General features: G+C 57.9%; 10 protein-coding genes and 1 other RNA gene. All 11 read right to left on the bottom strand.

The window, feature by feature from the left end:
- Positions 1-153: 153 nt before the first annotated feature.
- On the bottom strand, positions 154-471 hold the full coding sequence (locus M8006_RS17405; protein WP_250084439.1) for a putative holin: 318 nt from the start codon (positions 469-471) through the stop codon (positions 154-156).
- 118 nt (positions 472-589) lie between these two features.
- A complete protein-coding gene (locus tag M8006_RS17400; protein WP_250084438.1) occupies positions 590-1120 on the bottom strand; it encodes a hypothetical protein in 531 nt (176 codons plus the stop codon).
- Positions 1121-1170: 50 nt separating this feature from the next.
- Entirely contained in the window at positions 1171-1512 is a 342-nt protein-coding gene (locus M8006_RS17395; protein WP_250084436.1) for a hypothetical protein, read from the bottom strand.
- Positions 1513-1541: 29 nt separating this feature from the next.
- Positions 1542-1970: a Mor transcription activator family protein gene (locus M8006_RS17390; protein WP_250084434.1), complete on the bottom strand. Its 429-nt coding sequence runs from the start codon at positions 1968-1970 to the stop codon at positions 1542-1544.
- Positions 1957-2379 carry a gp16 family protein gene (locus M8006_RS17385; RefSeq protein WP_250084431.1) on the bottom strand — a complete coding sequence of 141 codons (423 nt, stop codon included), beginning with the start codon at positions 2377-2379 and terminating at the stop codon, positions 1957-1959. Before M8006_RS17385 ends, M8006_RS17390 begins: the two co-directional genes overlap by 14 nt.
- Positions 2376-2780: a hypothetical protein gene (locus tag M8006_RS17380; protein WP_250084429.1), complete on the bottom strand. Its 405-nt coding sequence runs from the start codon at positions 2778-2780 to the stop codon at positions 2376-2378. Before M8006_RS17380 ends, M8006_RS17385 begins: the two co-directional genes overlap by 4 nt.
- Positions 2781-2789: 9 nt before the next feature.
- An RNA gene (locus M8006_RS17375) (hammerhead ribozyme type II) lies at positions 2790-2859 on the bottom strand.
- Positions 2858-3091 (bottom strand): hypothetical protein, encoded by a 234-nt coding sequence (locus M8006_RS17370; RefSeq protein WP_250084428.1) that lies wholly within the window; start codon positions 3089-3091, stop codon positions 2858-2860. The genes M8006_RS17375 and M8006_RS17370 overlap by 2 nt, the downstream gene beginning before the upstream one ends.
- A gap of 1 nt (position 3092) precedes the next feature.
- The gene (locus M8006_RS17365; RefSeq protein WP_250084426.1) at positions 3093-3725 is read right to left on the bottom strand and encodes a DUF3164 family protein; all 633 of its coding nucleotides are present in this window, start codon (positions 3723-3725) and stop codon (positions 3093-3095) included.
- 2 nt (positions 3726-3727) lie between these two features.
- On the bottom strand, positions 3728-4150 hold the full coding sequence (locus M8006_RS17360; RefSeq protein WP_250084425.1) for a hypothetical protein: 423 nt from the start codon (positions 4148-4150) through the stop codon (positions 3728-3730).
- On the bottom strand, positions 4147-4610 hold a 464-nt coding region (locus M8006_RS17355), incomplete at its 5' end, for a hypothetical protein (protein WP_250084424.1). The genes M8006_RS17360 and M8006_RS17355, both read right to left, overlap by 4 nt.

The raw sequence follows: 4610 nt of genomic DNA, 5'->3' as shown, positions 1-4610 counted from the left end.
CGTTCCTCCTGTAGCGCGGATTCGGCGCGCTCGACCACATCTTTCAAGCGCAGATATAAGGGCAGCTTCGAAACGCCATGGGTTAGGGCGTCGATTTCGACCACTAAGCGCTCGCCCTCTGCTAGCAGCTCAGCGGCGGTATCAGCGCCCATGTCACACCCCCAGCCCAAGGGCGAGAACGGCAGCGGCGATGATGATGGCGCGGCGGAGCATGAGCAGCTCCCAAAGGCTGCGCCCGCTGGGGTCATTGTCAGGACTGAAGCGATCAGGGCGGGCGTAGGGGAAGATGCTGCGGTCGATCCAGTAGCCGAGGTAGGCACCCCAGCACAGCTTGGTGAGCGACCAAAGCAGCACGCCGAGTTGGTGCGGGTACAAGAACCCCACGCCAATGGTGGTGATGATGGCGAGGATCAGCCAAGGGCCGATGCGGAGTTTGTCGAGCAATTTTGGGGAAAGTGATGTGATTTTCACGGGATAGCCTCATTGCAGGGTTAGCGGTAAGTGCAAGTGCAGTGAGGTTCAGGCTAGAGGGGATCGGCTAGGGGGCGGGAATCAAGCGGTTTAGGAGTTTTGCTAGCGAAGGAGAAGCCTAAAAGCTTTCTTTTAGAGGTAGGGTGGATGCTATTTTCTGTATTTCTTTTTCGAAAAGCTCCTCTACTGTCTCAAAGAGGGACTTGATCGAGAGATATGTTTGCTGGGTAAACATCGCCTCAGAGACTTCGGATGAACAGGTTACCGAGTGACGACCAGCCAGTAGTGAAACCGAAACTTCAAGGTCTCGGATGTCAGCGGCAGTATGAGCAAATACTTCGTTTCTATTTTTTTTAAGAAAACAATGAAGCTCCAAATGCTCTTGTGAGAGTTTCTTACAGATGTTGATACTAGGTCTGTCTAACGTATCATCCGTATTATGATTGCCTGAAAATGGTCGATAATAAGCAACTACCATAGCGCTTTGTAGCCAGCGACCTAGCGTTCTAGCCTCAGGCTCATGGATATCATTCCATAGGCCATGTCGAATTATGTAGCGGCAAATATCTTTCGCTTCAGAGATATCGTATTCGGATAGCAGTAGCCTTCTAATTTGCCTCTTTTTTCTATCTAATTCAGCAGCTTTCATGCCTAATGCCTCAGTATGGTTTTGAATAAATGAGGTCGGTTGGTAAACGGTCAAACGTCACACTGGTGACGCCCCAGCGTCTTGAACCCCTCGCCCCTTGATACTGCGGCAACGTCGATAATGCGAACTAATCGGCGCCCTTCACCCTCAGCATGACTTCTAACCACCTCACAGACATAGCTGGCAAAGCCATCACGGCGGTTGCCGTTATCCAACATGCCGACGTAGATAGCGCCTGTTTCTGTAATCAGAAAATCATGCACCGACTCACTTTCCATGACTTCGGCTTTCAGTGCTTCCTGGTTGATAGTGACGTTGCTGGTGGCTTGGCTCTCGCCGCAACCGGCCAGCAATGCGCCGGTAATGATGGTGACCCCTGCCAGTGCTTTCATGATGTTCCCCTAATTCTGTTGAGGCTAGCTTAGCCGTTTGCGCTGTCGCCGAAAAGGTCGGACTGCATCCGCGCGCGGGCGAGTTTTCGCTGCTCGCCGAGGATGCTGTAGATCTGCGCTTCGGTCAGCTCGTAGTCTTCGACTAGCTGAGGGATGTTGTCGCCGGTGTGGCGTTCCCAGATTTCCCGGTCGCGCAGGGCGCGGTCTAGCTGGCGGCCTTGGGGCACGTAGAGGCTACGGCCACCGGCGAAGCTGGAGATAGCGCGCACGGCGGCGAAGGCGCGGCGGCGGGCCACCTTGGGTTCATCACCGGCGCGGATGTGGGCGCTCTCGACCACGGTGAGCATATCCGATAAGCCTTGTGGCCACTTCTTGAGAATCTCGGGGTCGAGGTAGTCCAGGGCATCATTGGGGATGCCGAAGCCTAGATCTAGATTATCCACCTTATGCGAGGTCATCGGGGTACCGTCCTTGCCGCTTGGCGTCAACGATGAGCGCCTGGAGCAGCTTGTGCAGTTGGTTATCGTCGAGAAAGTCCACGCGATCCACCTTGAACATGTGCTTGGCCATGCCGTCGGCGTAGGCCCAGGCGCGGCCCGCGTGAGTGAGCAGCGCCTCGACCTTGTTCATTTCCGCCTGACGTGAGCGTGGCGGGCGCGGTGCCTTGCGCCCTGCCTTTTTGGCGGGCTTGGGCTCAAAGCCCAGGCGCCGGAACTCATGCATCACTCCACCAACGGTACGATTTGTGAGGTCTTTGGCACTGCTCACGCCCGCAGTGCGGGCGAGAATCGCGCGGTAGTCTTCGTCGCTTAGGCCTAGCTGGGCTTTCGCGATGTGGATTTGCGCGAGTTTGCCTTTGGTGATCATGACGCCACCTCATCGGCCTGGATCTCAAGATCCGGGAAGTGTTTCTTGAGGTGAGCAACCACCGCGCCTTCGGTACCAAAATTCGGCACAACGCCTATCACACGGGGCGTCACCATCCGATCGGCTTCCTTCTTGCCAAACGCCCGCTTCGCACTCGCATACACCTTTTTGGAATGCGGTGCCCGCTTCAATGGCCGCCAGAAGCGCCCTTGGGGATGCACTGGCTTACCGTCCTCGGTTTTTGTCCATTCAAAGTCCACGGTGCCGTCCACGTACACCACAACGAAGATCTTCTTACTGTCATGCATCTTGACCAGTTGCAGCTTGTGGCCATCGGCCAGCAGCTCGACGGAGCCGCCCAGGTCCTTCAAGCGCTCTTTAATCTCTGCCCACTTATCCATTAATCACCTCATTGGCTGCTCATCAGTGCTGGGTCACCACGCCCAGCAGACGCCCCGCCATTGGCGGGGCGTTTCGCTTAGTGAAGGGTTTCGCGCTTCTTTGCCTCCTGCTCGTATTCATCAAGCACCTGCTGCATCGCACGCAGGCCCACCTGTGTTAGCGCCTGGGTGGCTTTCAATCCGCCGTTCTGCTCGATTTCCTGTGGGTCGATATCGGTGCGTACCGATATGCCGTGTGCTGTTGGCGTGATCGTGATGGTGCAAGCGGGGCCAATCGCAGTGGCAAGCTCGGTTTTGTCGTTAGTGCTCATCTCACACCTCCGCCAAGTTCAGGCTGATGGGCTGGTAGCGGTCGGTTTCGCCGATGCGCTCGTAGATCCGCACGTAGCTTTTTGAGCCGGTGACTTGCACCGCGTCGGCGATGGCGTCCATGGCCCGCAGCCAGCGTGGGTCGTCGAAGTCGTGGCGACGCAGGGCGAGCACGGCACCGGTGCGCAGGTTGCCTTGCTTGTCGGTGCGAAAGGCGTCCTGAACGATGGTCTTTACCTCGCTGCGCGCGCCGTCGGTCCAGTCTTTCAGGCATTCATCAATCAGCCCTTTGGCGGCTTCCAGGCGCTCATCGAACGTGATGCTGTCCGCGACCTGGCGCTGGATCTTGTACTTGCCGTCGAAGCTCAGCAGCGTGACGTTGCCCTTTTTGCCGCCGACGTTGACGCCGTACTCTTCGGCGGAGAGCTGGATAAAGCTCTCGATGTCGCCAAAGGCGGCAGCCTTGAACTGGGCTAGCTGGCGGTTGAGTTCTTTTGCTTTGGTAACCAGCTCAATGGCCAGCTCATCACGGGCTTGATCGACCGGCTTGATGCTCTCCTCGGGGATCAAGCGGCCTTTGGCGTCTTGGCGGTAGCCGTCGGGGATCACGTGTTCTGTGTTAGCGGGGCTGTTCATGGTTAGGCTCCTTTACGGGCTTGCTTGCGTTCAAAATTTGCGTTGCCGCGACTCATGCCACGGTTATGGCGGTGGTGGCGCATTGGCTCGACGTAGGCGCCGTTGCGCTGGCTCAGTTGATCCAGCTCTCGCTCGGACTGAGCCACTTCGTCACGCCATTGATCGAGCAGGTCGCGCCAGTCCCAGTCGGGTGTGCTTTCCAGCGGCGTGGCAGGCTGCTCGGCGAGGCCGGTGTCCTGTTGTTGCCATAGGCGCAAAGCGGCGGCGTGCTGGGCGGGCAGTAGCGGCTCCGGCTCTAACGCCAGGCGCTCGAAGCGTTCCACGTTGGCTAGGTACTGCGCCAAGTTGACGCCGTGGCGGGCTAGGCGCAGCGCAATGAAACGGTCGGCGTAGTGCTCAAGATGGGCATCGGTGTAGGTGTTCATCGCGTTGGCTCCTCGCTGGTCGCCCCGGTGCCTTTCAACAGGTCGGCTAGCCGCTTGGGGGCGTTGGCTTGCTCAGCGGCTTTGGCAGTCTGGTGCTGGCCTTTTTTAGGCGTGGCCACCGTGGATGGGCGGTTGGCCATGCGGGCATGTTCGGCTAACACGTCATCGGTCGAGCGCTCTTGAAACGCTGCGGCGGGCGGTCGGTTTGCAGGTTGTTTGGCACCGCTGCGCTTGGCCTCTTCCTGCTGCTTTTCCTGCTCACCCGCGTGGCGGTCGGCACAGTTGGCGACGACTTCATATAAATAGCCGTGGGTGTTGAGCGGTAAGTTGCTAGGTGGGCGTTCCAGCAGTTGATCCAGCGCCGTGATCCATACTTTCAGCGGTGCCTCGCGCGTGATGCCTTTGCGCTCAATCACGCCGCTGTTAATGGTGTCTTTCAGCTCATTGAGTAGCCGGGCGC

Source organism: Halomonas llamarensis, assembly GCF_023555005.1.
Taxonomy (GTDB): domain Bacteria; phylum Pseudomonadota; class Gammaproteobacteria; order Pseudomonadales; family Halomonadaceae; genus Vreelandella; species Vreelandella llamarensis.
The sequence above is the reverse complement of the archived record's forward strand: the minus strand, read 5'-3'. Positions and strand labels throughout refer to the sequence as shown.

What these genes read in the sequence shown, in the direction of transcription:
- M8006_RS17400 (WP_250084438.1), bottom strand. Translation starts at nt 1,120, where the DNA reads ATGAAAGCTGCTGAATTAGATAGAAAAAAGAGGCAAATTAGAAGGCTA.
- M8006_RS17395 (WP_250084436.1), bottom strand. Translation starts at nt 1,512, where the DNA reads ATGAAAGCACTGGCAGGGGTCACCATCATTACCGGCGCATTGCTGGCC.
- M8006_RS17390 (WP_250084434.1), bottom strand. Translation starts at nt 1,970, where the DNA reads ATGACCTCGCATAAGGTGGATAATCTAGATCTAGGCTTCGGCATCCCC.
- M8006_RS17385 (WP_250084431.1), bottom strand. Translation starts at nt 2,379, where the DNA reads ATGATCACCAAAGGCAAACTCGCGCAAATCCACATCGCGAAAGCCCAG.
- M8006_RS17380 (WP_250084429.1), bottom strand. Translation starts at nt 2,780, where the DNA reads ATGGATAAGTGGGCAGAGATTAAAGAGCGCTTGAAGGACCTGGGCGGC.
- M8006_RS17370 (WP_250084428.1), bottom strand. Translation starts at nt 3,091, where the DNA reads ATGAGCACTAACGACAAAACCGAGCTTGCCACTGCGATTGGCCCCGCT.
- M8006_RS17365 (WP_250084426.1), bottom strand. Translation starts at nt 3,725, where the DNA reads ATGAACAGCCCCGCTAACACAGAACACGTGATCCCCGACGGCTACCGC.
- M8006_RS17360 (WP_250084425.1), bottom strand. Translation starts at nt 4,150, where the DNA reads ATGAACACCTACACCGATGCCCATCTTGAGCACTACGCCGACCGTTTC.